Origin of the sequence: Lapillicoccus sp. (assembly GCF_039935575.1) — a bacterium.
Lineage (GTDB): Bacteria > Actinomycetota > Actinomycetes > Actinomycetales > Dermatophilaceae > Lapillicoccus.
Genome location: NZ_JBDTKA010000033.1, coordinates 37,534 through 62,881, shown reverse-complemented (window position 1 = coordinate 62,881; position 25,348 = coordinate 37,534). Strand labels below are relative to the sequence as shown.

Here is a 25,348-nt window from a genome sequence, read left to right as displayed (position 1 = left end):
TGGTGAGCGCAGCGTCGAGGATCGCACCGAGCTGGCCCGACGTCCTGACCGCGCTGTTGTCGGGTCATGACCTCGACGCGCGACACGCTGGCTGGGCGATGGGCCAGATCATGGAGGGGGAGGCCACTCCCGCCCAGGTGGCAGGCTTCCTCATGGCGTTGCGCGCCAAGGGCGAGTCGGTAGAGGAGATGCGTGGGCTGGCCGACGAGATGCTGGCGCACGCCACCCGCATCGACGTGACCGGTCCGAGCCTGGACATCGTCGGAACCGGCGGTGACCGCGCGCATACGGTCAACATCTCCACGATGGCCGCGATGGTGTGTGCGGCCGCCGGGGTCATGGTCGTCAAGCATGGCAACCGGGCCGCCTCGTCGGCGTCCGGATCGGCCGACGTCCTCGAGGCGCTTGGGATCGACCTGACTCTCTCGACCGACCGGGTCGCCGCCGTGGCGACGGAGGCGGGGATCACGTTCTGCTTCGCCCAGCTGTTCCATCCGTCGTTCCGGCATGCCGCGACGGCTCGGCGCGAGCTCGGCGTACCGACAGCGTTCAACTTCCTCGGGCCGCTGACCAACCCGGCCCAACCCACGTATGCGGCCGTGGGGGTCGCCGACGCGCGGATGGCGCCGCTGCTGGCCGGGGTGTTCGCGAGCCGGGGCCGCGATGCGGCCGTGTTCCGCGGCGACGACGGGCTCGACGAGCTGACCCTCGCGACGACGTCGAGCGTGTGGTGGGTCCGGGCCGGACGGGTCGTCGCGCGAACGATCGACCCGACCGACGTGGGACTTCACCGGTATGCCACCGAGGAGCTGCGCGGCGGCGACCCGGCTCACAACGCAGCGGTTGTGCGCTCGGTCTTCGCCGGAGAGGGTGGTGCGGTGCGCGAGGCGGTCCTGCTCAACGCCGGCCTGGCGCTGGCCTTGACGCAGGACGTGGACCCCGTGGACCCCTCGGAGCCCTCGGACCCCTCGGCCCCCGATGCACCGTGGCTGGCCGCGGTGCGGTCGGGAGTCGACCGGGCGGCCGCGACGATCGACGCCGGTGCTGCGACCGAGCTCGTCGACCGTTGGGTCGCCGCCACCCGGGCGCGCTGACCGAGCGCCCATCACAGTCAGTCAGTGCTCAGTCGTGCCGGTGCTCAGTCGTGTCGGTGCTCAGTCGCCGTCCAGACCGATGGAGAACGCCGCCTCGATGTCCTGCTTGGAGTAGGTCCGGAAGGCGATGTGCGTCGACGTGCCGACCACGCCCTCGACCTTGTTGAGGCGGTCGGCGATGACGTCGGCCAGGTGGTCGTGGTCCCGCACCCGGACCATGGCGATGAGGTCGGCGTCACCGGTCACGGAGTAGACCTCGGTCACCCCGTCGAGGTCGGCGATGCCCTGCCCCACCTCGGGGATGCGGTCGACGTCGCAGCTGACCATGACGATGGCGGTGATCACCCGCCGAATCTAACCGACAGCGAGCACCCTCGGCACGGCGCTCGCCTCGACGTCGCGGTCGAACGACGCCACCCCGGACGGGCGCCCGTCGTCGAGGAGGGCGCGCACGCCGCCCGCTCCACCCACGGGGCACGACCACAGGCCTTCGAGCTCGACGATGCGCACCCCCGGAGACTCGAGCCAGCGAAGGATGATCTCGGTCTCCTCCGGGGTGGCCGCCGGTGCGGGGTGGGCGTTGGGCTGAACAGCCTCGGCGGTGGCGCAGAGCGACTGGACGTAGACCATCGGGTCAGCCCCTGTGGGGCTGACGCTGGTCCCGGCGAGCCGGCCGTAGCGCACGCAGACGAGCTCCCAGCCGCCGCGGTCGGCGCGCCGAGCGGCAACCAGCTGAGGACTCGCGGCAAGCGGTCCGATCCGCTGCGTCCGGGCGGCGGCGCGCACCAGGTGGAGCATCCGGTCGCGCACCGTGCCGGCGTCCTCGAACCGCTGCTGCTGCGCGAGGACGGTCATCCGGGAGTGCAGCGCGGCGGTCATCGGTCGAGCGTCCCCACTGAGCGCGTCGACCGCCTGGGCGACCACGAGGGCGTACTGCTGCGAGGACTGACGGCCCGAACACGGTGCTCCGCAACGGCCCATCTCGGCGAGGACGCACTCGCTCCCACTCCCTCGGGTCGACAGCCGCGCGGTGCACTGCCGCAGTGGTACGACCTCGTGGACGGCCGCCACAGCCGCCTCCGCACCCTTGCGAGACCGGAACGGCCCGAGGTAGCGGGCACCGTCGTCGCGCACCACCCGGACGATCGACAGCCGCGGGAACGCCTCCTGGGTGAGCTTGACCCACAGGACCTTCTCCGGCCGGGTGGAGCGCCGGTTGTAGCGCGGCTTGTGCTGAGCGATCAGGCGCAGCTCACGCACCTGGGCCTCGAGGGTCGTCTGACAGACGATGGGCTGGATGCTCGTCGCGAGTCCCACCATCTCGGCCATCCGGGTGCGCTGCTCCGAGGCGGTGAAGTAGGACTGCGCCCGGCTGCGGATGTTGCGGGACGTGCCCACGTAGAGGGGTCGTCCGCGCTCGTCCTTGAAGATGTAGACGCCTGGGGCGGCGGGCAGGTGCTCGGCCAGGAACCGCTTGCGACGCTGGGCCGGGGTGACTCGGGAGGTGTAGCTGGACAGCTCCTCGAGGGTGTGCACGCCGAGGTTGCCGACCCGCTCGAGCAAGCCGTGCAGCACGTCCACCGTGGCCTTGGCGTCGTGCAGCGCCCGGTGGTCCGGCACCGTCGTCGCGTTGAACAGCACGGCAAGCGAGGACAGCTTGTGGTTGCGCGACTCGTCGCGGCTCACCAGCTGTCGCGCCAGGTGCACGGTGTCGATCACCCGGAACCCCGGCCAGTCGTGCCCGGTCGCCCGGGCCGCCGCCTTGAGGAACGAGATGTCGAAGCCGGCGTTGTGCGCGACGAGGACGGCGTCGTGGGCGAACTCTAGGAACGCCGGCAGGACCGACTCGATCCGCGGCGCCCGAGCCACCATGGCGTCGGTGATGCCGGTCAGCACCTGGATGAACGCGGGGATCGGCTCGTCGGGCCGCACCAGCGTCTGGAACTCTCCGAGCACCTCCCCGCCGCGCACCTTGACGGCCCCGACCTCCGTGATCGCCGACGCCGTCGCGCTGCCGCCGGTCGTCTCGAGGTCGACCACGACGAACGTCACCTGGGACAGGGCGGTCCCCAGGTCGTCGAGGGTCCCCTGCACGGCTGGCACGTCATCGACGCTAACCGCGACCTCCGACAGGGCCGGGGAGGCGCGGCCGCCCGTCGGGTGAGTGGCTGCGCACGCTTGCCGCTGTCCGGGCGGCCGCAAGCTCTCCCGAGAGGGCTGTCGGTGGTCGGTCATAGCGTCGTCACCAGTCAACAGACGTGCTCACATACGCTCCAGGAGGCGACATGCGACTCAGCCCTTCCCACCCACCGATGACCGTCGACTGCGACAGCTGCCCGGTCCGCGACCTCCGGTGCGACGACTGCCTGGTCACGGCCCTGCGGGGTATGCCGGTGACGCTCCCGCTCGGTGACGGCGAGCTGGAGCTCGACCTGGCCGAACGACGAACCGTGGCCCGGCTGGTGGCGCTCGGTCTCGTGGCCGGCGACCATGGGCTGGGTGCGCTGGGTGCGGTTGCCCGGTGCGAGCCATGGACAGGGGTGCGGGCGGTCGGCTGAGGCACCAGCGAAACCCGCACCGACGCCCAGCGACGCCGCTTACCATCGGGAGGTGAGACAGGGGGCACGGATCGCGGCTGCTGCCTGCCTTGCTGCCGCGGTGCTCGCGGGGTGTGGCGTCTCAGGGGACGCCCGCTCGATCGGTTCCGCCTCGATCGGTAGCGGCTCGAACGTGCCGGGTTCGAGCTCCGTCCTGACGCCCGAGGCAACGGCTGGTTCCGACAGTGCTGCGGGCAGTACCGGCAGTACCGGCAGTACCGGCAGTACCGACGCTAACGGCGTCGCGCGTTCGCCCGGCTCGACCGACTCCCTGGCCGCATCCGACGCTAACGGCGAGGAGGTCACGGTGGTCACGGACCTCGCGAACCGGCGCCTCGCTGCCCTCATCGCCAAGGACCGCACCGCCTGGCTGTCGACGGTAGCCGACTCTCAAGACCCCTTCGGTCGCGACCAGGGCGACACGTTCGACCGAATGTCCCAGCTGCCGTTGGGCTCGTTGACGATGGGTGGTGTCTCGGTCGGTCCGGGCGACGTGGGCGGCGTCCAAGGGTCGGTCGCCCGCTTCCACATCGGCTACCGCTTCACGGGCTACGACCGCGGCGACCGGACCTTCGAGGTGGCCTACGCCGTGGCCAAGGGTCCACTGGGCTGGCGGTTCACCGGGGTGGCGGCCGACCAGGCGGCTGCTCAGCCCTGGGACCTGCCCGGTATGACCGTGGCTGCCTCCGCGACGTCGCTGGTGGTCGGTGACCAGCCCGCCTCGGTGCTGCAGGCATACCTCGCCCTGGCCGACACCGGTCGGGCGCGCATCGCCGGGGTGTGGGGGAGTGCAGTCCCGGCCGTGCTGGTCGCGCCGCACACCACCGACGAGCTGCGACGCCTGCTCGGCCGCACGTCCGCCGCCGGTCTCGACCAGGTGGCGGCCGTGACCGACGGACCGTTGGCGCCGGGAGCTCCGGCTACCGGTGACCGGGTCTACCTGAACCCGGTGACCTTCGCGGCGCTGACCGCGACCGGACGCCAAGTCATCGTCACGCACGAGCTGACCCACGTCACGGTCCGGGCCACCACGACCCGGCCGGTGCCGACCTGGTTGTCGGAGGGCTTCGCCGACTACGTCGGGTTCACCGGGTCGGGTCTGGGAACGGCGACGGTGGCGGCCGACCTGCTGGACCGGGTCCGCAAGGGCACGGGTCCGACAGGCCTCCCGAGCGCCTCCGACTTCGACCCAACGACGGGCGAGATCTCGCCCGTCTACAACGCCGCGTGGCTGGCGGTGACCCGGATCGCGCAGACCCACGGTCCGGCCGCGGTGCTCGCGTTCTACCGTTTCGTGGCCGGCGGCCCGGAGCCCGACCCTTCGGTCAGGGGCGCACCAGACGACCTCGCCAGGGCGGCGTTCACCGCGGTCCTCGGCACCAGCCAGGACGCCGCGGTAGCCGACTGGCTGGCCTACCTCGGACGGCTCGCGCGCTGAGCCCGGCCACCGCCGCGCCTTTCCGGAACCAGCTGACCCGTCTCGAGCTAGCGAGCAGCTGCCGTGGCGTAGAGCGCCTCGACGTCGTCGGCGAAGTCCTTCATGACGACGTTGCGCTTGAGCTTCAGCGACGGCGTGAGATAACCGTTCTCTTCGGTGAAGTCACTGGGCAGCACCGCGAACTTGCGAATCGACTCTGCTTTGCTGACCGCCGTGTTGGCGTCGTCGACCGCCTTCTGCAGCTCGGCCAGGACCACCTCGTTGGTCCGGGCGGCGTCCGGGCTCAGGCCCTCGAGACCGTTGATCTTCGCCCAGGTCGGCAACATGTCGGGGTCGAGGGTGACCAAAGCGGCGATGAAGGGCTTCTGGTCACCGACCACGATGCACTGCGACACGAGCGGGTGCGCCCGCAACCGGTCCTCGAGCACCGCTGGCGCGACGTTCTTGCCACCCGCCGTCACCAGGATCTCCTTCTTGCGTCCGGTGATCTTGAGGTAGCCGTCATCGTCGAGCTCACCGATGTCGCCCGTGCGGAACCAGCCGTCGGTGATCGCGTCGGCCGAGGCGTCGTCGTTGTTGTGGTAGCCGACGAAGACGTTGACGCCCTTGATGAGGATCTCGCCGTCCTCGGCGATCCGGATGCCCACGCCCGGCAGGGGGGTGCCGACCGTGCCGATCTTGACCATGTCGGGCACGTTCACGGTGGCCGGGGCCGTGGTCTCGGTCAGCCCGTAACCCTCGAGGACGATCACCCCGATGCCGCGGTAGAAGTGCCCCAAGCGGGTGCCGAGCGGCGCACCCCCCGAAACGGCATACCGGACATGTCCGCCCATCGCCGCGCGGAGCTTGCCGTAGACGAGTCGGTCGAAGACGGCATGCTTGGCCCGCAAGGCGAACCCGGGCCCGCCGGTGTCCTGGGCCTCGCTCCAGCCGATCGCGGTGTCCGCGGCCATCGCGAAAACCCTGCCCTTGCCATCGCTCGCAGCCTTCTGCTCGGACGAGTTGTAGATCTTCTCGAAGACCCGGGGGACGGCGAGGATGAAGGTCGGCTTGAAGCTGGCGAAGTCGTCCAGCAACGACTTGATGTCGCTCGAGTGGCCCATCCGCGCCGCGGACTCCACGCAGAGCACCTCGATGAACCGCGCGAAGACGTGCGCAAGGGGGAGGAACAGCAAGGTCGCCGCGTCGGGTGCGCGGACGACGCTGCCGAGGCTCTCAGCGGTGTTCTCGGCGAGGTCCTTGAAGTTGCCGTGGGTGAGGCGGCAGCCCTTGGGTCGACCAGTCGTGCCCGACGTGTAGATCACCGTGGCCAGCGAGGTGCGGTCGGTGCTGGAACGGCGCTGTTCGAGGTCGTCGTCGGCGACCTCGGCGCCGGCGCGGCCCAGCTCGTCGAGCGCACCCGAGTCGATCTGCCAGACGTCGCTCAAACTCGGCAGACGGTCGCGGACCTTGGCGACCGTCGTTGCGTGCGACCCGGTCTCCACCACCACCGCGACGGCCCCGGAGTCCTCGAGGATCCAGGCGACCTGGTCCGCGGACGAGGTCTCGTAGATCGGCACGGTCACGGCGCCCGCGGTCCAGATCGCGTAGTCGACAAGGGTCCACTCGTAGCGGGTCCGCGACATCAACGCCACCCGGTCGCCGACGCCCACGCCGGCCGCTATCAGGCCTTTGGCGAGCACATCGACCTCCGAGGCGAACTCGGCGGCCGTGACGTCGAGCCAGCCAGCCCCGTCGCGTTTGGCGAAGACGACCTTGTCGGGGACCTCGCGAGCGTTGACCACCACGGTCTGCGCGAGGTTGCCCTGCGTGGTCGGGGCGATCAGTGGTGCGACGACGTTGTCCTGCACGACGTTCTCCTGGTCCCTGCGAGGTGCTGTGCGGCCCGCCCGACGTTCTCGAGCGAGACAGTGGACGGCAGGATACCGGTGAACGAACGGGTGGTGTGCGCCCAGGTTGTAACCTTCCGCGCATGGCCGACCGCACCGAGAGCTCCATCTCCATCGCCGCGGCCCCCGGGGCCGTTCTCGACGTCATCGCCGACTTCTCGGACTACCCGAAGTGGGCGGGTGAGGTCAAGGCGGTGACGGTGCTGTCCGAGGAGGGGGACGGCTGGCCCGACCAGGTCCAGTTCACCCTCGACGCCGGTGTCATCAAGGACACCTACGTGCTCGACTACGAGTGGGACCTCGCCGACGACGGCACCGGCGTCGTGTCCTGGTCGCTCGTCAAGGCCACCGTCCTCAAGGCGATGAACGGGTCCTACACCCTCGGCTCGACGGGCGACGGCACCACGGTCACCTACCGACTTGCCGTCGACCTCACCATCCCCATGCTCGGCATGCTCAAGCGCAAGGCGGAGAAGGTCATCGTCGACACGGCGCTCAAGGAGCTGAAGAAGCGCGTCGAGAGCTGACCCTCGGTGCGCATCGTCCTGTTCACGGGCAAGGGTGGCGTCGGGAAGACCACGACCGCTGCCGCGACAGCCGTCCGGGCCGCGCGGTCGGGAGTCCGCACCCTGGTCCTGTCGACGGACGCGGCGCACTCGCTCGGCGACGCGCTCGACCGTGACCTGCGTGCGGTCGACCACAGCCACAGCCACAGCCACAGCCACAGACACGGTGACGGTGACGGTCAGGTCGGAGCACCCGATCCGGTATGCGTCGAACCTGGACTGCACGCGCTGCAGGTCAGCGCGCCGCACACGGTCGACCGGTCGTGGCGGGTGGTCCAGGACTACCTGCTCCAGCTGCTCGGCACGCTGGGTATCGACACCGTCGTCGCAGAGGAGCTCACCTCTCTCCCGGGAGCGGAGGAGGTCGCCGCGCTGTTGGAGCTGCGGGCTCGCGCCCAGTCCGGCCAGTGGGACCTGGTCGTCGTCGACTGCGCCCCCACCGCCGAGACGCTGCGGCTGCTCGCGCTCCCGGAGGCCCTGGCCTGGCACCTCGAGCGGCTGCTCCCCGGTCAGCGTGGCTTGTTGCGAAGCCTGCGTCCGGCCGCCGCGGCGGCGGCGGGCGTACCTCTGCCCAGCCCGGAGGTCGCCGCGACCGTCAGGGGGTGGTACCGCCAGATGCGCGACGTCCACACCCTGCTGACCACGGACCGGTCGTCCGTCCGGCTCGTCCTCACGCCGGAGCGAGTCGTCATCGCCGAGGCCCGGCGGATGTGGACCTCGCTGAGCCTCTACGGGTTCGTCGTCGACGGCGTCGTCGTCAACCGGCTGATCCCCGTGGGCAATCACAAAGCTGACGAGGCTGACGCGGGTGACCAGGCTGACCAGGCTGACCAGGCGGACTCATGGCAGCGGGCCTGGAACACGGCGCAGGCGGCCGGCCTCGCCGAGGTCGAGCGCTCGTTCGGTGGCGTCCCGATCGCGACCGCCCCCTATCTCGCCCACGAGCCCATCGGCCCCGACGCCCTGGCGGCGCTCGCCGACCAGACCTCCGGGATCGACACCCTCGGTCCGGACCAGCTGCTCGAAGCGGTACGCCGGCCGGGGTTGACCGTGAGCCGCACGACCCGCGGCTACGAGCTCCGCCTGCCGCTCCCTCTGGTCACCGCGTCCGAGGTCGACCTCAAACGGCGCGGCACCGAGCTGCTCGTCGCCGTCGGGGACCACCGCCGGGTGCTCAGCCTCCCGTCGGCGCTGCAACGCTGTGTCGTGCGGGGCGCCGGCGTTCGTGATGGCACACTCCGGGTGGCCTTCCAACCGGACCCGGACCAGTGGCGTACCCCGTCGGTCGACGGCCGGGACGGGCCCGACCACGAACCCGACGAGCCGAGTGATGCCGTCACGCAGGAGGTGGCGCGGTGAGTGACTCCGGCAAGAGCACGAGGGGACAGAGGGGACAGAGGGGGCCGAGGGGACAGGTGGGGTCGGTGGCGCAGGAGACCGCCCGGCTGCTCGACGCGTTGTGCGCGACCACGGTTGCGCTGACTGAGCCGGCTCCCGAAGCCGAGCCCGAAGCCGCACCGGATCCCGAGCCCCAAGCCGCACCGGATCCCGAACCTGAAGCCGCCGAACCCCTCGAGCCGTGTCCCACGTGCGGGCACCGGGGTGAGGCGACGCATACCGGGGCAGGTTCGTCCACGGGGTCGCCGGCCGACGTGTGCCACCTCTGCCCCGTATGCCAGCTGCTCAAGGTGGTCAGGGCGGTGCGGCCCGAGACCCTCGACCGGCTCGCCGAGCTTGCCGGTGCGGTGACCGAGGCACTGCGCGACGCGGCCGCCGCCCGCTGGGACGACACCCGCGGGTCGGCGCCACCGCCACAACCGCCACGGACGACCGTGGAGGACATCCCTGTAGGCGAGGCCGAGGACCTGGGGTCGTGGGACGAGGAGGCACCGTGAGTGCGTTGGCCATCGGCATCGACATCGGTGGCACCAAGGTGGCCGGCGGTGTCGTCGACCACGCCGGCCGGGTCCTCGAACGGGCCCGTCGCGACACCCCTCACCGGTCGATGTCGCCGGACGTCGTCGAGAACACCATCGTCGAGGTCGTGGGCGAGCTGATGTCCGCGGTGCCGGCCGGCGGGACCCAGCAGGTCGTGGCGGTCGGGATCGGGGCGGCCGGGTTCGTCGGAGCAGACCGCGCGACGGTGGTGTTCGCACCGCACCTGTCCTGGCGTCACGAGCCGTTGCGAGACGCTCTCAGCCGGCGGGTGGCCGTGCCGATCTTCGTGGACAACGACGCGAACGCGGCCGCCTGGGCGGAGTGGCGGTTCGGTGCCGGTCGGGGCGAGTCGCACCTCGTGATCGTCAACCTCGGCACCGGGATCGGCGGCGGCTTCGTCATCCACGGGAAGGTACAGCGCGGTCGGTTCGGGATCGCCGGCGAGTTCGGGCACATGCAGGTGGTCCCGAACGGGCTGCGGTGCGAGTGCGGCAACCGTGGCTGCTGGGAGCAGTACGCCAGTGGCAACGCTCTCGTGCGCGAGGCCCGGGGGCTGATCCTGGCGCGCTCGCCGATGGCGAGCGACCTGCTCGTGCATGTCGGCGGCGACGCGGGGGCCCTGACCGGACCGCTGATCACATCGGCGGCGCAGGCGGGGGACCAGACGGCGATCGAGCTGCTCGCCGAGATCGGCGGCTGGCTGGGCGTCGGGATCGCCAACCTGGCAGCGGCGTTCGACCCCGGGACGTTCGTTGTGGGTGGCGGCGTGAGCGCGGCGGGCGACCTGTTGCTGGACCCGGCTCGGGAGACGTTCCGGCGGCAGCTTCCCGGCCGTGGCTACCGGCCGGAGGCGGACATCGTCGTTGCCGAGCTCGGCAACGAGGCCGGCCTGATCGGAGCAGCCGACCTGGCTCGGATCGACCTCGGCTCGTCCGGCTGACCCTCATCCGTGGTCTGGGAGACGGGTCGGGCCGACCGGGATCAGAGGCGGATGCCGTCGTCGTCCTCGTCGCGGTCCAACGGCTGCCTCAGGACCAGCAGGACGAACCCCGCGATCGAGACGAGCAGGGCGAACATCATCCACCAGCCGTTGCCGTCCCGGTTGAACAGCAGGAGGTAGAGGAACAGCAGCGGACCGGTGACCAGGGCGGCGATCATCGTCCAGAAGTGCTTGTCCTCCGACGGGGGGAGCGGCGCCGGTGGCGGCGGGACGTAGTGCGCGTCCTCGGTCAGGCTGCCGTCCGGCCGGACGGTGTCGGGGTCGTCCATCGCGTCGAGGTGGTCGAGCGCGTCGATGAGGTTGCTGGGTTCCACCACCTCGCTCGGCACGATGACCGGCTCGGTCCGAGGTCCGGGGATCACCGGGTTGACGCCGTCGACCGCGCGGTGTCCGCCGACGCCATCAGCGTCCCCATAGCCCTTGGCGTCCGCAGCGTCCGCAGCGTCCGCAGCGTCCGCAGCGTCCTCGATGTCCCGGGTGGGGTCACCGTATGGGTCCAGCCCGAGCGCGACATCGTCCCAGTGAGCCACGATTGCGGCCCACTGCTCTTCGACGTCTCTCTCGGCCATGGCTCAGGGTCTCACTCGGTGTCGTGGATGTCGTGGGAGCTGGTGGGTTCGGTGGTTTCCGGGGTCGGCAGGTCGAGACGCTCGATGAACCGTACGGACTCATCGTGGATCACGTCGGCGTCGTTGTCGAGCGTCGCTACGTGGAACGAGTTCTCGAGCCAGATCTCCGTGACATCGGAGCTGCCGGCGTGCTCCATGAGGTATGCCGAGCTGACCAGTGGCACGACGTTGTCCACCCTCGAGTGCAGCAACAGCACCGGCTGGGTCACCTCCCCGAGGTCACGTCGCACCTCCTGCCACAGCTGGGTCTGGGAGTGCATCGACCGCAGCGGGTTGCGGTCGTAACCGAGCTCCTGCTCGCCGCCCTGCTTCTTGATGTCGTTGGCGATCCCCGGGAACGACGGGACGAGGCGCTGCAGCACCGGCAGCGCGACCAGCATCCGGTTGTCGTGCAGGTAGATGGGGTTGACCAGGATCAGCCCCGCAACCCTCGGGCCCTGCTCGATGGCGAGCTTGGTCGCCAGCAGACCGCCCATGGACAGACCGGCCACGACCACCCGCGTCGTGCGGGACCGCAGCTCGGTGAACGCGTCCTCCACCGCGGCGTACCACTGAGGCCAGCGGGTGGTGTTGAGGTCCTGCCACGTCGTGCCGTGCCCCGGCAGCAGCGGCGCGCTGACGGCATACCCCTGACCGGCGAGGTGCTCGGCCCAGTGCCGCACCCCCTGGACGGTCCCGGTGTAACCGTGCAGGACGAGTACGCCGGTGGCGGCGTGCTCGCCGGAGCCGTCACTGGCGTAGGGCTCGGCCCCGGGCATGACCGGCGTGGGCATCTGCACCGTTCCCTTCGTCGCGTAATCGGTGGGGTCTGAGCGAAATGGTCCCATGCCGGTCCATCCTGCGGGTAGTGCCGTAAAGTGCGGCGGGTCGATGGCGGTGCGACCGAGCGGGATCTCTGCAGGAGAGGACGGGTCGGGCGGTGTTCTACTGGGTGCTCAAGACGGTCGTTCTCGGCCCTCTGCTCAAGCTCCTGTTCCGGCCGTGGGTCGAGGGCGAGGAGCACATCCCCGAGGAGGGGGCGGCGATCTTCGCCAGCAACCATCTCTCGTTCTCCGACTCGATCTTCCTGCCGCTGATGCTGCCGCGGCGGATGACGGTCCTCGCCAAGTCCGACTACTTCACTGGTCGCGGGATCAAGGGCCGGGCTACCGCCATGTTCTTCCGCGGGGTCGGCCAGCTGCCCGTCGACCGCTCCGGCGGCAAGGCGGGAGAGGCCGCCCTCAACTCCGGTTTGCGGGTCCTGCGACGCGGCGAGCTCCTCGGGATCTACCCCGAGGGCACCCGCTCACCCGATGGCCGCCTCTACCGGGGCCGCACGGGGGTGGCCAGGATGGCGCTCGAGGCCGGCGTGCCGGTGCTGCCGGTCGCGATGATCGGCACCGACAAGGCGCAGCCGACCGGCAAGAAGCTGCCGAAGATCATGCGGATCGGCATCCGGATCGGGCGCCCGCTGAGCTTCTCGAGGTACGAGGGTATGGAGGACGACCGGTTCGTCCTGCGCTCGATCACCGACGAGATCATGTATGAGCTGATGCTCCTGTCCGACCAGGAGTACGTCGACGAGTACGCCACCTCGATGAAGAGCCGGCTGCTCACCGCAGCGCGCAACAAGGCGCGCGAGCTGCAGGAGGCAGCCAAGCCGGGAAGCGCGGCGAAGGAGCTCGAGGAGGCGCTCGACGCCGCCGAGGGCGGTGCCTCCGCCAGCGCCGAGGCGGCCACCATGACGGCTCGGAGCTCACCCGTCGACGACGTGCCCATCGGCCGCGCCGGCGACCCCGACATCGCCGACGTCTCCGGTGTCGGCGACGAGCGTGCCGCGAGCTGACCGGCATACTCCATGCTCCAGCGCACCGTCGCCAGCCGCGACGACTCCCTCGTGGTGTCCGCCCTCTGGCGGGCGATCGAGGTGTTCCGCCCGCTTGCTCTCGTGTATGCCGCGTGGTCGGCCTGGACCCGCGCGGGTCAGATGCAGCGGCCCGGGGCGGCGGTGGCAGTCTTCGTGGTCCTGGCCGCCTGGACGGCGGCCCAGGGTGTCTGGGGCCGTCGGCAGCTCGCCTGGCAGCTGACCGAGCTGGGGCTGGCTGCGGCCGCCGTCATCGCGACCCGTTGGGTCGACTCACCCGATGCGGCGATCCTTGGCATGACAACCCTGCCGAGCATCTGGCAGGCGGTGCCGGTGGCGTCGATCGCGGTGCTGCGAGGCTGGCGCGAAGGCACTCTCGCCGGTGCGGTGATCGCCGTCGCCATGGTCGTCGGAACCCAGGCCATTGCGCTCGCTGCGGTGAGCAACGGACTTTTGGTCATGCTCCTCGGCGGCGTGGTGGGCTTCTGTGCCGATCGTGCGCGAGAAGAGCAGGAGGAGCTGCGCCAGGCGCTCGAACGCAAGGCCGAGGACGCGGAACGCGACCGGCTGGCGCGCACGGTCCACGACGGGGTGCTGCAGGCACTCGCGTTCATTCACCGGCGCGGTGTGGACGCGGGCGGGGAGGCGGCCCGGCTCGGCGAGATGGCAGGAGAGCAGGAGCAGCGGTTGCGGGAGCTGGTCAGCGGGGTGCCGATCGACGAGCTCGAGGCAACGGTCGGCGGACCGGTCGACCTGCGACAGAACCTGCACCAAGCCGCGGCCGGTACCGCCGACCTGATTGCCCCGGCCGAACCCGTGCTGCTGCCTCGTCGCCCGGCGGCCGAGATGGTGGCCGCCGTGGAGGCAGCGCTCGACAACGTCCGACGACACGCCGGTCCCGACGCGCACGCCTGGGTCCTCATCGACGACGCGGGCGAGGACATCGTGGTCACGGTCCGCGACAACGGCGTCGGCGTGTCCGAGGACCGGATCACCGAGGCATCGGAGCGGGGGAGGCTCGGCGTGTCATCGTCCATCCGGGGCCGCCTCGAGGAGCTCGGGGGTTCGGCCCGGTACCTTTACGGACCAGGCGGGGGAACCACGGTCGAGATGTGGATTCCTAAGCAGAGTGGGTGAGCTCGGACGATGAGCAGGTCAAGCAGACCGGGAGAGAGTCCGCGTTCGGACGCAGTCAGCGGCACCAGCGGCACCAGCGGCATCGATGCGGACGAGTCGTTCGACGCCGATGACACCGAGGACGCCGATGACACCGAGGACGGTGCCCTCGCCGACTCGCAGATCACGGTCGTCGTGGCCGACGATCACCCGATGTGGCGCGACGCGGTGGCGCGCGACCTGCTCGACGCGGGCTTCGTGGTCGTCGGGACCGCCGCCGACGGACCGTCGGCGATCCGCCGGGTTAAGGCGACCACCCCAGACGTCCTGGTGCTCGACCTCAACCTGCCTGGCGTCCACGGCGTCGAGGTCTGCGCCCAGCTCGCCGCTGAGGAGATTCCGACGAAGATTCTTATCCTGTCGGTCAGCGGCGAGCGTCAGGACGTGCTCGACGCCGTCAAGGCGGGTGCCTCGGGATATCTCGTGAAGTCCGCCGCGCGGGAGGATTTCCTGGAGGCGGTACGCCGCACGGCACGCGGCCGGGCGGTCTTCACTCCCGGGCTCGCCGGGCTGGTGCTGGGCGAGTTCCGGCGGATGCAGAACGCGGCCACCGCTACCTCGCAGACGCCCCAGCTGACCGACCGAGAGACCGAGGTTCTCAAGCTCGTCGCGACCGGGATGAGCTACAAGGACATCGCCTCCGCGCTGTTCATCTCTCACCGCACCGTGCAGAACCACGTCCAGAACACCCTCGGCAAGCTGCAGATGCACAACCGGGTCGAGCTGGTGCGCTACGCGATCTCCAAAGGTCTGCACCGGGACTGACCGGCATGCAGGTGCATCCCCACACCGGTCTCGCGCGGAATAGAGAGTGTGTGGGGGACGCGTCGTCCCATCGGACGGGGCTCAATGCCGCGTGAGCTCCCACAGATCGCCTACTGATCGAAGGAGTACGACATGCGCATCATGCCCGCACTCGGCGCGCTCACCCTCGCCGCTGCAGCATCCATCGGAGCCGCTGTCGCGGCGCCGTCCGCCCAGGCCGCCGGGACCGCCCAGGTCTCGATCCTGCACGCAGTCCCCGACACCCCCGTCGACGTCTATGCCAACGGCAAGGCACTGCTGACCAACTTCACCCCTGGCACGCTGGCCGGTCCGCTGAGCCTCCCCTCAGGCTCGTATGACCTCAAGGTCACCAAGGTGGGCGCCGGTGCTGGGGGCGCCGCAGTCATCGAGGCCAAGGGCGTCAACGTCCCGCCCAACGTCAACGTCACTGTCGTCGCACACCTGTCCGCGACCGGCACGCCCGAACTGACGCCCTACGTCAACGACACCTCGATGGTCCCGGCCGGCAAGGCTCGCCTGACCGTTCGTCACACCGCCGCCGCGCCTGCGGTCGATGTGCGGGCGGGCGGCACGCCGGTCTTCACCGGTCTGACCAACCCGGGTGAGAAGTCCGGTGTCGTCGCCGCTGGCACCGTCTCGGCCGATGTGGTCCTCGCGGGGACCAGCACCGTCGTCATCGGTCCGGCCAACCTGACGCTGAAGGAGGGCACCAACACGATCGTGTATGCGTGGGGCTCCGCGGATGCGAAGAACCTCAAGCTCGCGGTGCAGACCATCAGCGGCATGCACTCCTCGCCCGGTGGCGTCCCCGCCGGTGACGGTGGTCAGGCTGCCGGTTCTGGGTCGTCTGCTCCCGCCATCGCGCTGGTCCTGCTCGGCGGTCTCGCCGCCGGTGGGCTCGTGCTTGTTAGCACTCGTCGCCGCTCCCAGGTCCGCGCCACCTCGGTCTGATGATCGGTCCCGTCACCTCGGTACCGGCCAGCTGACCTCGACAACATGAGGCAAAACGCCGTGAGAGCACCCCGGTGGGTCAGGGTGGTCGCCATCCTGGCGGCCACTCTGGTGGGGTGTGCCCTCACGGCGTTCCTCCTCGTGCCTCGACTCTGGCCGGCGACCACCGACGGCACCTCGGCCGGTCTCATTGCAGCAACCCCTGCGCCGACCGGCATACCGCACGCGAGTGCGACGTCGAGCCCCACCGGTCCGGGCGAAGCGCCCCCGAGCCCGCCCGGACCGGTGGTCACCGCACTTCCGGCCGCACCCGCCACCGTTTCCACCCCACCCTCCGTCCAACCTGCCCCGACCCGCCTCGTCGTGACCCGGCTCGGCATCGACATGGCGGTGGAGCCCACCGGTGTAGACACCAACGGCCAGATGGGGCTTCCGCCCGACCCCGCGACGGCCGGGTGGTACCAGTGGGGCAGCGCACCGCAGGATCCCTCCGGTGCCGCAGTGCTCGCCGCGCACGTCGACAGCAAGACCCACGGCATTGGCCCGTTCGTCCGGCTCGGCTCGGCACGCGCCGGCGACGAGATCGACGTCTGGGTCGGCGTGACCAAGGTCGTCTACCGCGTCTCACAGGTCGCGCGGGTCGACAAGGTCACCCTGGACGCAGACGGCCTGTTCTCGCTGGTCGGCCCGCCCCGGCTGCACCTGGTCACCTGCACCGGCGACTACGTCAAGGGTTCGGGATACACCCAGAACCTCGTGGTCGTCGCCGACCGGGTGCAAAGCCCCCAGGATCAAGGCGGGTGACCTATTGTTTGCCGCAATGACCGAGATGGACACGTCCCGTGGCACGCTCGCCCTGGCCGAGGCCCTGGCGGGCGGGTCTTCCGACGCGTTGTCCGAGTGCTACCGCCTCTGGGGACCTCTGGTCTTGGGCATCGCGGCGCGTTCCTTGGGTAGCCGGGTCGACGCCGAGGACATCGTCCAGCAGGTGTTCGTGTCGGCGTGGCGCAGCCGCGGGACCCTGCGTCCCTCGCAGTCCGCGCTGCCGGCATGGCTGATCGGCATCACCCGACGCCGGGTCGCCGACGAGTATGCCCGCCGCTCTCGCGAGTCGGCCAAGGCGACGCGGGCCGGGTCGGTCCTCGCGGTGGCAGGCGAGGAGCACACGGACCCTGTCGACCGGGTCGACGCAGTGGTGGACCGGGTGGTGCTGAGGGACGCGTTGGACCAGCTTCCGGAACCTCGTCGTAGTGTCCTCAATCTGATTTACCTCGAGGACCGAACACAAGAAGACATCGCCGAACGGCTCGACCTGCCGCTCGGCACCGTGAAGAGCCACGTTCGACGTGGTCTGCTGCATCTGCGGCGCGAGCTGAGGGAGGTGACCGATGACCCACGCTCCTGACGAGCTCCTCGCTGCCCTCGCGCTCGGCGAAATTGATGTCGACCCCGCCGTGCGCGACCACGTTGGTGGTTGCCCGGTGTGTTCCGAAGAGCTCAGCGAGCTCGCGCACGTGCACCAGATGCTCCGCGAGGAGACCGGGACGCCGGCGCCACACCGCGACCTTCCCGGTCCGGACGTGTGGGCACGCATCGTTGCGGAGACGTCGGCGACCGGGCCGTTTCGGCCCGGCGACGTAGACGGCCCCCCGGTGGTCAGCTCAACGCCGGATGAGACGCATACGGCTACCGTCCTCGTACCCATCGAGCAGGGCCGGAGGTCTGGTCGTCACGAAGGCTCGACCACCCGTCGGCGCGTCCCCTGGTTGGTCGCTGCTGCTGCGGCCTGCCTGCTCGTCGGCGCACTGGTCAGTCGAGCAGTGTGGCAGCCGTCCGAGCCGAGCGCCACGGTAGTAGCCAGCGTCGCGCTGACAACGCTCGACGCGTCCCGCCAGCAGGAAGGGACCGCGCAGCTGGTGGACACTCGGGGGGTGACCGAGCTACGGGTCGACACGAGGCCGATGTCCGTCTCTTCGGGCTTCGTCGAGGTGTGGCTGATCAACACCGACCTCAAACGGATGGTGTCGATCGGGGTGCTCTCGTCATCGCAGGCCGTGTTCCCCGTGCCGGCCGACGCGATCGGTCAGGGCTACACCATCGTCGACCTCAGCCACGAGCAGTACGACGACCGGCCCCAACACTCGGGCGACAGCCTGATGCGCGGAACCCTGCCCGCCTGATGCACCTGCCCGCCTGATGCACCTGGCCGCCTGATGCGTCTCAGGCGATGGGCACGGCTGCGCGGCGTCAGTCGGTGGCCTGCCTGAGCGCCGCCAGGACGCGGACGTCGATCCCGTCGGGGCTGAGCCGCATCTCGTAGTTCTCCACGCCTGCCCAGGACTCCAGCGCCTGGGCGACGTCACCACCGCTGTAGCCGAGCGTTGCCAACCGCTCGGTGACCTCCACCCCCAGCTCACCCGCCAGCGGCTGCACGCCCTGCGGGCCGCCGAAGTAGAGGTCGTTGAGGTCCAGCAGCCGCGCCAGCTCGTGAGGGGCGTCCGGGTCATCGTCGACCCGCAGGTCGACCAGGACACCGCTGGCGTCATAGCCGGCGCCGGGCGAGACCACGAGCAGGGCGGCACTCTGGCGCCCGCGTGAGTCGCCACCGGCCGCGTCGCCGGCGAGCAGGGCTGCCACCAGACGTCGTTCGAACGGGTCACCGGCGCTGTCCAGCCAGGCGTGCTCCATGTCCGCCACGACCTGTTCGCCTGTGAGGATGTTGCCCTGGATGGCATAGCGGCCGGAGTCGTCGGCACCAGACCGGCCGCCGGCCCAGTCCATGCAGGCGCTCCCGGTATAGGTCGCCTGGCTGTCGGCGCCGACCACACCGAGCTGGCGGTGCTCACGGTCGTCGTCGGCTGCGGTCACCTGGGCGATGGCGTACGCCGCGTCGTGGCCGCCCCGCAGGTGGTCCAGCGCGTCGATCTTGTAGGACCACTTCGCCATGGCCTGCGTGGCCGCCGCACCGACCACGTGGGTGACCCCGTCGACCGACCCGAGCCGGGCATACGGGACGACACTGCCGACCGCGAGGAACTTGCTCGCCACGGCTACGCCCGCCGCGGTCCCGTCCGTAGCGACGATGGAGAAGGTCATGCCGAGCACCCTAGACGGCCCGTCGAACGTGAGTTGGTCCCGGATCGGGCCCTGCAACGGTGCCAGGCGGGGGGCAACTCCCGTTCGAGAGACTGGGCCGTCATCCGGACCCCGGCCGGGCGGACCGGGTCCCCGACCTAGAATCGACGCCGTGACCGTCACACCACGCCTGGACAGCACCGACTACCAGGCCGACTACCAGGCTGACTACCAGGCCGCGCTCGAGAGTGCCGCCCGCGTGCTGACCGCCGGGCAGCAACCGGAGTGGCCCGACGCCGCCGCGGTCCAGGCGGCCGTAGCGACTCTCGCCAGCTACCCGCCTCTGGTGTTCGCGGGGGAGTGCGACATCCTGCGTGACCGGCTCGCCTCCGCGGCGCGCGGCGAGGCGTTCGTCCTGCAGGGCGGCGACTGCGCTGAGACGTTCGCCTCGGCGACCGCCGACAACATCCGCGACCGGATCAAGACGATCCTGCAGATGGCGGCGGTCCTCACCTACGGCGCGTCCGTGCCGGTCGTGAAGATCGGCCGGATGGCCGGCCAGTACGCCAAGCCACGTAGCAGCGGCAGCGAGGTGCGCGACGGCGTCGAGCTGCCCGCATACCGCGGTGACATGGTCAACGACTTCACCTTCGAGGCGACCGCGCGGACGCCAGACCCGCAGCGGCTGGTGCGGGCCTACCACGCGGCCTCGGCGACCCTCAACCTCGTGCGGGCGTTCACGACGGGGGGGTTCGCCGACCTGCGCCACGTCCACGACTGGAACCGCGGGTTCGTCGCGAACTCGGCGAACGCCAAATATGAGCGACTGGCGCACGACATCGACAAGGCGATGAAGTTCATGGCGGCGTGCCGGGCCAACTTCGACGAAATGCGCACCACGGAGTTCTTCTCGGCCCATGAGGCGCTGATCCTCGACTACGAGCGGCCGCTGACCCGCATCGACTCCCGGACGGGGCTCGCCTATGACACGTCCGCGCACTTCGTGTGGGTCGGTGAGCGAACCCGCGACCTCGACGGCGCGCACGTCGACTTCGTGTCGCGGATCCAGAACCCCATCGGCGTCAAGGTCTCCGCCAAGGCCGAAGCCGACCAGCTGCTCAAGCTCATCGACAAGGTCGACCCGGACCGGGTGCCGGGACGAGTTACCTTCATCACGCGCATGGGTGCCGGCACGATCCGCGACGCGCTGCCGTCGATCGTCGAGCGCGTCACCGACGCCGGTGCGCAGGTCACCTGGATCTGCGATCCTATGCACGGCAACACCTTTGCCTCGACGACGGGTTACAAGACACGCAACTTCGACGACGTGGTCGACGAGGTCCGCGGATTCTTCGAGGTGCATCGCGCGCTCGGTACCATCCCCGGCGGGATCCACGTCGAGCTGACCGGCAACGACGTCACCGAATGCCTCGGGGGGGCCGAGAAGATCCTCGACGCCGACCTGGAGAAGCGTTACGAGTCGGTCTGCGACCCCCGTCTGAACCACCAGCAGAGCCTCGAGCTGGCGTTCCTCGTCGCCGAGATGCTCAGCGAGTGAGACGTCGGTGGCTGTGACTCCTGTGACTGCTGTGGCTCTGCGGGCGGACCTCCTCTCGGACACCGTGACCCGCCCGACCCGCCAGATGCGACACGCCATGGCGAGCGCCGAGGTCGGCGACGACGTCTTCGGCGAGGACCCGACGGTGAACGCGCTGGAGTCCGAGGTCGCCGGGCTGCTCGGACACGAGGCGGGGCTCTTCACCCCATCGGGGTCGATGGCCAACCAGCTCGGCCTGCGGCTGCATGTCAAGCCCGGCGAGGAGCTGGTCTGCGACTCGCTGGCCCACGTGGTCCGCGCCGAGCTGGGCGCTGCGGCGGTCTTCTCGGGAATCTCGTCGCGCACCTGGGTCGCGAGCCGCGGGCTGCTCGATGCGCAGCAACCGCTCGCGCTGATGATCACCGGAGCCGGTGTCTACCAGGTCAACACGGCGCTGGTCGTCGTCGAGAACACCCACAACTTCGGCGGCGGCACCGTCCAGCCGATCGAACAGATCCGGGCGTTGCGTGCCGGCACGCTCGATCGCGGCGTCCGCATGCACCTCGACGGCGCGCGACTGTGGAATGCGCACATTGCGAGCGGGGTGTCGCTCTCCGACTATGGGAGGGAGTTCGACACGGTCTCGGTATGCCTGAGCAAGGGTCTCGGGGCGCCGGTCGGGTCGGTGCTCGTGGGGTCGGCCGGCGCGATCGCCGAAGCGCGGGTGTGGCGCAAACGCTACGGCGGGGGGATGCGCCAGGTCGGGATCCTCGCGGCCGCGGGACGATATGCGCTCGCGCACCATGTCGAACGGCTCGCCGACGACCACACCCGGGCGGCGCGGGCGGCTGCCGCTTTTTCGGAAGCGGCGCCCGGGTGCCTGGACCCCGCGACCGTGCAGACCAACATCCTGGTCATGGACGTGGCCGGGGCGGGATGGACGGGGGCGCGCCTCGCGGCTGCGGCCCTCGTCCAGGGTGTGCGGATCTATGCGGTCGGCCCGAACCTGGTCCGGCTGGTCTGGCACCTCGACGTCGACGACGAGGCGACGACGGCCGCTGTCGACGTGGTGACCGCTCTCCTGCGCAGCGGTCCACCCGCGTCCGACTGATGACGCGCGCAGGTTCGACAAGCGGCGCACACCTTGCACACTGACCTCGACCCGACTCCGGTGCGCGCAGGTCGCCGAGGGTGCGCGCAGGTCGCCGAGGGTGCGCGCGGGACCACGAGATAGCGGTCCGGACTCTGGTGTTTGCGGGTTCCGGACTGATTCCGGGCGTGGACCCCACAAACATCAGAGTCCGGTGGCCCCCGGTGACCATCGCCGTCCGGTGCGGGCGCTGGCTCAGGGGGCGGTCAGGTCACCTCGTGGTGGAGCACCTCGGAGCTCGGCTGGCCGGGTCCTCGTCCCCGCAGCTCGACGAGGTACATCGCGGCCAGGACGAGCAGACCACCGACGACCATCCGCGCGGTCAGCCCCTCCTGGCCGACGAGGACCGCGAACCCAGCCGCGAACACCGGTTCCAGGGTCATGACAATGGCGGCCCGGGTGGCGGTCATCCGCGCCTGCGCCCAGGTCTGCGCCCACAACGCGAACACGCCCGCCGCCGTCGCCATGTAGAGCACCGCCGCCCACTGACCGCCGGTCGACGGCAGCACGAGGCCGCCTGGGACCGCAGAGATCGCGCAGACGACGGCGATCGCGATCATCTGCACCGCCGCCATCCCGGTGGCGTGCAGTGGGACCGACCAACGGCCGAGCCCGATGATATGCAGCGCGTAGACGACCGCGCACCCGAGCGTGAGTGCCTCCCCGAGGCCGATGCTGACCCCGCGCAGCGACAGCACGGCCAGACCCACGGTAGCCAGGCCGACGGCATACCAGGTGGCGCGAGGCAGCCGTTCGCGAAGCAACAGGGCCGACAGGACCGGGGTGAGCACGACGTAGGTGCCGGTGATGAACCCCGACACCGAGGCATCCGTATGCGCGAGCCCGATGGTCTGCAGGATCTGGGCAACCCCGTAAACCACCCCGAGTCCGAGGCCGACCACCCACTCTCGGCGCCCCAGCCGACGTACCTGCGGCCAGAAGATCGCCATCATCAGGACCGCCGCGATCCCGAACCGCACCGCCAGGAAGTCCGTGGGTGGCAGCGTCGTCACGAGGTCGTGGATGAGGAAGAACGTCGACCCCCATACCGCTGTGAGCAGCACCAGCAGGCCGGTAGCGACAGCGGTACCCCGCCTTCGTGAGTCCGCCGGCCCCGAGGGACCAGACGAATCCGGCGGACCCGGCGCACCTGGCGGACCCGAGGTCGCGGACACGGCGGGCGGCCGCGTCAGACGATCGTCAAGGTGATCGTCGAACCTTTGCGGACCATGGAGCCTACCGCGGGGTCAGAGGCGCGCACAGTGTTGAAGAACCCGCCGAGGACGTTGTCGTACGCGACTTTGAACCCCGCGGCCTGGAGCAGCTGGGCAGCCTGGTCGCGCTGTTTGCCGATCGTCGCGGGGACCGCGACCAGGACCGGCCCCTTCGAGACGACGATGGCGACCGCGTCGCCCTTGAACAGAGTCCCCGTCGACGGGTCCTGCGAGACGACGGTCCCGGCGGGCACGTCGTCGCTGTTGACCTGGCCACCCTGGGTGACGGTCAGGCCGGCGTTCGTGAGCGCTGTGGTCGCATCCGCGGTGGTCTTGTTGGTGACGGTCGGGACGGTGATCGGCTGACGCCCCTTGCTGACCGTGAACGCCACCGGCGCATCGGGTTTGAGTGACGCACCAGGAGCCGGGTCCTGCTTCGTGACCGTGCCGGCGGCGACGGTCTCGCTGAACTCCTCGGAGCGGGCGCCGGCGGTGAGGTTCACCGCCGCCAGCGTCGCGGCGGCGGCGTCTGCAGGGGTGCCCACGAGGGTCGGCGCGGCATACCGTTCCGGTCCCCTGGAGACGACCACGCTCACCGCAGAGAGCTTGCGGACGCGCGCACCGGCCCCCGGGTCCGCCGTGATGACCTGCCCCGTGGGCACCGCCTCGTCGTACTCCTGGGTGAGGCTGGCGCGCAGGTCCGCCTCCTGCAGGGCACCCTCGGCGACGGCGCTCGATGCGCTGACCACATTGGGAACGACGGTCATCGCGCCCGGCCCGGCGCTGAACCACCAGAGCGTCCCGCCACCACCGGCCACCAGCAGCGCCAGCAGCAGGGGGACGAGCACCGGCCGAAGCCGCCGTCGTCGACGCGCCGGACGAGGTGGCGGGGTTGTCGGGGAACCACGCCCGTATGCCTCGGGCTCGGTCCGCGCAACCATCGGCACGACGGGCACGACTGAGGTCGGTGCAACCTGGGGGGACACGCGCGTCGGCGCAGCCGCCGCGACGCGCCGGGGCTCCGTCTGCGGCCGCGCGTCGAGCTCGGCCGGTGTCATCTGCTGACGTGACCGGCGCACCTCGACGAGGTAGTCACCGGCGTTGGCCGGTCGCTTGTCCGGGTCCCGGGCCGTCGCGAGGGCGACGAGCTGGTCGAGCTCGGGCGGGACCGTGTCCACGAGGTCAGACGGCACCGGCACGGTGCCGTGGACATGCTGGTACGCCACGTGGATGGGCGAGTCGCCGTCGAACGCCTTGCGGCCGGTGAGCATCTCGAACAGCACCAGCCCCGCGGCATAGACGTCGGACCGGGCGTCGGCGATGCCGCGCTCGACCTGCTCGGGCGACAGGTAGGCGACCGTGCCCAGCAGGGTGCCGGCCGCGTTCGTCGTCGTGGCCGCCGTGACCGCGCGGGCGAGTCCGAAGTCGGCGACCTTGACGAACCCGTCGTCGCGCAGGATGACGTTCTCCGGCTTGACGTCTCGGTGGATGAGGCCGCCGTCGTGGGCCGCAGCGACCGCCTGCAGGATCGGGTCGAAGATGTCGAGGGCGGCCCGGGGTGTGAGCGGGCCCTCAGCGGTCAGCACGTCGCGCAGGGTGCGGCCCGGCACGTACTCCATGGCGAGGAACATGTGGCCGTCGTCCTCGCCCTGGTCGAAGACGGCGACGACGTGCGGGTGGCTGAGCTGGGCCGCCGAGCGTGCCTCGCGACGGAACCGGGACACGAATGTCTCGTCGCGAGCGAGGTTCTCGCGCATCACCTTGACGGCGACCTCGCGCTCGAGGCGCTCGTCGATGGCGAGGTAGACCGTGGCCATCCCACCGTCGGCGATGTGTGAGAGCACCCGATAGCGGCCGTCGAGCAGCCGCCCGACGACAGGCGTGGAGGATGCAGACACGCTCGATGCCATGGCCGAAGTCTACGAAGGCGAGCGGTCCAAGCCCCGCACGTCGGGGGCGCGGCGTGCCTGCGGTCACGCGAGCATTACCGCCCACCGTAGGCTGAGCGACGTGTCTGACCACCCTGCCACCGAGCCAGTGAGGGAGCTGGACGACACGCTCGATGACTTCGGAGCCCCTGATGCCCTGCCTGCCCTCGAGACGTTGGTCGGCGAATGGACCACCGTGCCCGGCATCGCCGAGCGCCTCGACCTCTCCCTGGCCCGCGTACGCCAGTTCCTCGCCGACCGTGAGCTGCTCGCACACCGCACCGGGCCGAGGCGGGTCGTCAGCATCCCAGCGAAGTTCCTCGGCGACGAGGGGCCACGGCCGGAGCTGAAAGGAACCTTCACCGTCCTCGCCGACGGGGGGATGTCCGACGAGGAGATCCTGCGTTGGTTGTTCACGGTCGACGCGAGCCTGCCGGTCACGGGTGCCCCGATCGACTCGCTCATCGCCGGGCACAAGACCGAGGTACGTCGGCGCGCCCAGGCGATGGCGTTCTAGGTCGCCGGCCGGAACCGACC

25 protein-coding genes are annotated in these 25,348 nt (G+C 70.4%); 17 read left to right on the top strand and 8 right to left on the bottom strand.

Annotated elements, in window-relative coordinates:
- The first annotated feature begins 2 nt into the window (after positions 1–2).
- A complete protein-coding gene (trpD, locus tag ABI385_RS04310) occupies positions 3–1,094 on the top strand; it encodes an anthranilate phosphoribosyltransferase (protein ID WP_348102502.1) in 1,092 nt (363 codons plus the stop codon).
- 60 nt (positions 1,095–1,154) lie between these two features.
- Here trpD and ABI385_RS04305 read toward each other — a convergent pair whose 3' ends face one another.
- Complete coding sequence (locus tag ABI385_RS04305) at positions 1,155–1,439, bottom strand: Lrp/AsnC ligand binding domain-containing protein (protein ID WP_348102501.1); 285 nt, start codon at positions 1,437–1,439, stop codon at positions 1,155–1,157.
- A 9-nt stretch (positions 1,440–1,448) separates the two neighbouring features.
- Positions 1,449–3,197 (bottom strand): DEDD exonuclease domain-containing protein, encoded by a 1,749-nt coding sequence (locus ABI385_RS04300; protein ID WP_348102500.1) that lies wholly within the window; start codon positions 3,195–3,197, stop codon positions 1,449–1,451.
- Between the two features lie 182 nt (positions 3,198–3,379).
- On the opposite strand from ABI385_RS04300, the gene ABI385_RS04295 reads away from it, so the two are divergent.
- Positions 3,380–3,652, top strand: coding sequence for a hypothetical protein (locus ABI385_RS04295; protein WP_348102499.1), 273 nt, complete (start codon positions 3,380–3,382; stop codon positions 3,650–3,652).
- Positions 3,653–3,704: 52 nt separating this feature from the next.
- The gene (locus ABI385_RS04290; protein ID WP_348102498.1) at positions 3,705–5,129 is read left to right on the top strand and encodes a hypothetical protein; all 1,425 of its coding nucleotides are present in this window, start codon (positions 3,705–3,707) and stop codon (positions 5,127–5,129) included.
- Positions 5,130–5,176: 47 nt separating this feature from the next.
- Here ABI385_RS04290 and ABI385_RS04285 read toward each other — a convergent pair whose 3' ends face one another.
- A complete protein-coding gene (locus tag ABI385_RS04285) occupies positions 5,177–6,979 on the bottom strand; it encodes an AMP-dependent synthetase/ligase (RefSeq protein ID WP_348102497.1) in 1,803 nt (600 codons plus the stop codon).
- A gap of 122 nt (positions 6,980–7,101) precedes the next feature.
- Here ABI385_RS04285 and ABI385_RS04280 point away from each other — a divergent pair, with 122 nt between their 5' ends.
- The 4 genes from ABI385_RS04280 to ABI385_RS04265 all read left to right on the top strand — a co-directional run bounded on the left by ABI385_RS04280 (position 7,102) and on the right by ABI385_RS04265 (position 10,462).
- Complete coding sequence (locus ABI385_RS04280) at positions 7,102–7,545, top strand: SRPBCC family protein (protein ID WP_348102496.1); 444 nt, start codon at positions 7,102–7,104, stop codon at positions 7,543–7,545.
- A 6-nt stretch (positions 7,546–7,551) separates the two neighbouring features.
- Positions 7,552–8,943, top strand: coding sequence for an ArsA family ATPase (locus tag ABI385_RS04275; protein WP_348102495.1), 1,392 nt, complete (start codon positions 7,552–7,554; stop codon positions 8,941–8,943).
- 65 nt (positions 8,944–9,008) lie between these two features.
- Positions 9,009–9,479 carry a hypothetical protein gene (locus tag ABI385_RS04270; protein ID WP_348102494.1) on the top strand — a complete coding sequence of 157 codons (471 nt, stop codon included), beginning with the start codon at positions 9,009–9,011 and terminating at the stop codon, positions 9,477–9,479.
- Positions 9,476–10,462 (top strand): ROK family glucokinase, encoded by a 987-nt coding sequence (locus tag ABI385_RS04265; protein ID WP_348102493.1) that lies wholly within the window; start codon positions 9,476–9,478, stop codon positions 10,460–10,462. The genes ABI385_RS04270 and ABI385_RS04265 overlap by 4 nt, the downstream gene beginning before the upstream one ends.
- A 41-nt stretch (positions 10,463–10,503) precedes the next feature.
- On the opposite strand, the gene ABI385_RS04260 is transcribed toward ABI385_RS04265, so the two are convergent.
- Positions 10,504–11,091 (bottom strand): hypothetical protein, encoded by a 588-nt coding sequence (locus tag ABI385_RS04260; RefSeq protein ID WP_348102492.1) that lies wholly within the window; start codon positions 11,089–11,091, stop codon positions 10,504–10,506.
- 11 nt (positions 11,092–11,102) lie between these two features.
- Complete coding sequence (locus tag ABI385_RS04255; protein ID WP_348102515.1) at positions 11,103–11,924, bottom strand: alpha/beta fold hydrolase; 822 nt, start codon at positions 11,922–11,924, stop codon at positions 11,103–11,105.
- Between the two features lie 146 nt (positions 11,925–12,070).
- Between ABI385_RS04255 and ABI385_RS04250 the strand changes: the two genes are divergently transcribed.
- The 7 genes from ABI385_RS04250 to ABI385_RS04220 all read left to right on the top strand — a co-directional run bounded on the left by ABI385_RS04250 (position 12,071) and on the right by ABI385_RS04220 (position 18,087).
- Positions 12,071–12,976 carry a lysophospholipid acyltransferase family protein gene (locus ABI385_RS04250; RefSeq protein ID WP_348102491.1) on the top strand — a complete coding sequence of 302 codons (906 nt, stop codon included), beginning with the start codon at positions 12,071–12,073 and terminating at the stop codon, positions 12,974–12,976.
- A gap of 12 nt (positions 12,977–12,988) precedes the next feature.
- The gene (macS, locus tag ABI385_RS04245; protein ID WP_348102490.1) at positions 12,989–14,131 is read left to right on the top strand and encodes a MacS family sensor histidine kinase; all 1,143 of its coding nucleotides are present in this window, start codon (positions 12,989–12,991) and stop codon (positions 14,129–14,131) included.
- A 9-nt stretch (positions 14,132–14,140) separates the two neighbouring features.
- Positions 14,141–14,935, top strand: a complete 795-nt coding sequence (locus ABI385_RS04240; RefSeq protein WP_348102489.1) for a response regulator transcription factor — start codon at positions 14,141–14,143, stop codon at positions 14,933–14,935.
- A 132-nt stretch (positions 14,936–15,067) separates the two neighbouring features.
- The gene (locus ABI385_RS04235) at positions 15,068–15,907 is read left to right on the top strand and encodes a DUF4397 domain-containing protein (RefSeq protein WP_348102488.1); all 840 of its coding nucleotides are present in this window, start codon (positions 15,068–15,070) and stop codon (positions 15,905–15,907) included.
- 60 nt (positions 15,908–15,967) lie between these two features.
- A complete protein-coding gene (locus ABI385_RS04230) occupies positions 15,968–16,711 on the top strand; it encodes a sortase domain-bontaining protein (RefSeq protein ID WP_348102487.1) in 744 nt (247 codons plus the stop codon).
- Between the two features lie 16 nt (positions 16,712–16,727).
- Entirely contained in the window at positions 16,728–17,312 is a 585-nt protein-coding gene (locus ABI385_RS04225; protein ID WP_348102486.1) for a sigma-70 family RNA polymerase sigma factor, read from the top strand.
- Positions 17,296–18,087, top strand: coding sequence for an anti-sigma factor domain-containing protein (locus ABI385_RS04220; protein ID WP_348102485.1), 792 nt, complete (start codon positions 17,296–17,298; stop codon positions 18,085–18,087). Before ABI385_RS04225 ends, ABI385_RS04220 begins: the two co-directional genes overlap by 17 nt.
- A gap of 67 nt (positions 18,088–18,154) precedes the next feature.
- Here the strand turns inward: ABI385_RS04220 and ABI385_RS04215 are convergent, their stop codons facing one another.
- Entirely contained in the window at positions 18,155–19,003 is an 849-nt protein-coding gene (locus ABI385_RS04215; RefSeq protein ID WP_348102484.1) for a DUF1028 domain-containing protein, read from the bottom strand.
- 238 nt (positions 19,004–19,241) lie between these two features.
- Between ABI385_RS04215 and ABI385_RS04210 the strand changes: the two genes are divergently transcribed.
- Entirely contained in the window at positions 19,242–20,540 is a 1,299-nt protein-coding gene (locus ABI385_RS04210; RefSeq protein ID WP_348102514.1) for a class II 3-deoxy-7-phosphoheptulonate synthase, read from the top strand.
- A 7-nt stretch (positions 20,541–20,547) separates the two neighbouring features.
- The gene (locus ABI385_RS04205; RefSeq protein WP_348102483.1) at positions 20,548–21,630 is read left to right on the top strand and encodes a GntG family PLP-dependent aldolase; all 1,083 of its coding nucleotides are present in this window, start codon (positions 20,548–20,550) and stop codon (positions 21,628–21,630) included.
- Between the two features lie 245 nt (positions 21,631–21,875).
- Here ABI385_RS04205 and ABI385_RS04200 read toward each other — a convergent pair whose 3' ends face one another.
- Positions 21,876–22,733, bottom strand: coding sequence for a DMT family transporter (locus tag ABI385_RS04200; RefSeq protein ID WP_348102482.1), 858 nt, complete (start codon positions 22,731–22,733; stop codon positions 21,876–21,878).
- A gap of 125 nt (positions 22,734–22,858) precedes the next feature.
- Positions 22,859–24,793, bottom strand: coding sequence for a Stk1 family PASTA domain-containing Ser/Thr kinase (gene pknB / locus ABI385_RS04195; RefSeq protein WP_348102481.1), 1,935 nt, complete (start codon positions 24,791–24,793; stop codon positions 22,859–22,861).
- Positions 24,794–24,929: 136 nt separating this feature from the next.
- Here pknB and ABI385_RS04190 point away from each other — a divergent pair, with 136 nt between their 5' ends.
- On the top strand, positions 24,930–25,328 hold the full coding sequence (locus ABI385_RS04190) for an Rv2175c family DNA-binding protein (protein ID WP_348102513.1): 399 nt from the start codon (positions 24,930–24,932) through the stop codon (positions 25,326–25,328).
- The last annotated feature ends 20 nt before the right edge of the window (positions 25,329–25,348 follow it).